This is a genomic window from Nonomuraea zeae, assembly GCF_005889725.1.
In the GTDB taxonomy this organism is placed as follows: Bacteria; Actinomycetota; Actinomycetes; order Streptosporangiales; family Streptosporangiaceae; genus Nonomuraea; species Nonomuraea zeae.
Window position 1 is genome coordinate 1 of sequence record NZ_VCKX01000703.1, and the last position, 983, is coordinate 983.

The window sequence follows — 983 nt, forward strand, 5'->3', positions numbered from 1 at the left end:
CGGTGAGGGGCGTGGCGTCGTCGACGCTGATCCAGGGCCGGGCCTCCTGGCGTTCGCGCTCGAACCAGGCGTTGGCCACCTGGGAGCGAAGTGTGAGGTCCGCGGCGTCGACGGAGCCGACCGTCACCGGCCGCACCTCGACGCGTACCGACTCCGACACGTAGGCATGCTGGGGAGCGGGGGCGCCGACGGGGTCGCCGCACAGCTCCCCGTAGATCTCCTCCTGCCCGAACGGCACGTCGGCGCGGGTGGCCACGACGAGGCGCAGGTCGGCCGGGCCCGGGCTCAGGCCCGACAGGTCCACCGTGGCGGTCGCCTCCAGCAGCAGAGGACGGCCCTGACCGTCCACCGCCAGCCCAGGATCCACCGCGATCTCACGTTTGACGGGATCGAGGCGCACCCGGTACCCGCTCACCACCCCGTGGCCGCCCGCCCGGCCCAGCGCGGCGGACAGGGAGGCCGCATACCCCTGGATGCGTTCGAGGTGGGTGGAGCGCAGCAGCATGCCATCGATCGGGTGCAGTCTGGCCAGGCTGCCCCGTTCCGGCGTCGAGCCGGGGTCGGTCATGGGGTGTCCTCCTGTTCGTAGCGGGGCGCGACAGTGGTCAGCACCGCGTCGTCGCCCTCCGACGCGCCGCCGGGCAGCCCTCCGGTGAGCCCTGCGAGGGGCACTCCGTCCTCGCCCAGCACGCAGGCGGGGCCGCGGCCGCGCACGATCAGCCGTACGGGCACGCCGGGCGGCGGCGTGGCGAGGAGCACGGTGACCGTACGGCGGGCGGCGTCGTAGCCGGTGCCGGCGATCTCCAGGTCCCGCCACCCGTCCTCGTCGAGGCAGGCGGCGGCGAGCGTGCGCGGGCCGAGGGAGCGTGCGAGTAGCGGCCTGGTCACGGAGAAGACGACGGCCGGAGCCGTCTCGCGCCAGTGCAGGGAGCCGGCGTCGACCCGAGGCCCGCCCGGGTCCGCCTCACCCCCCACCTCCTCGC

2 protein-coding genes are annotated in these 983 nt (G+C 75.2%); both read right to left on the reverse strand.

Annotation, left to right across the window (positions count from 1 at the left end; genetic code table 11):
- The coding region (locus tag ETD85_RS62485; RefSeq protein ID WP_206059664.1) for a hypothetical protein at positions 1 to 568 on the reverse strand (568 nt) is incomplete at its 3' end.
- Positions 565 to 983 (reverse strand): hypothetical protein (locus ETD85_RS62490; RefSeq protein WP_206059665.1); only part of this gene is annotated, 419 nt, incomplete at its 5' end. The genes ETD85_RS62485 and ETD85_RS62490, both read right to left, overlap by 4 nt.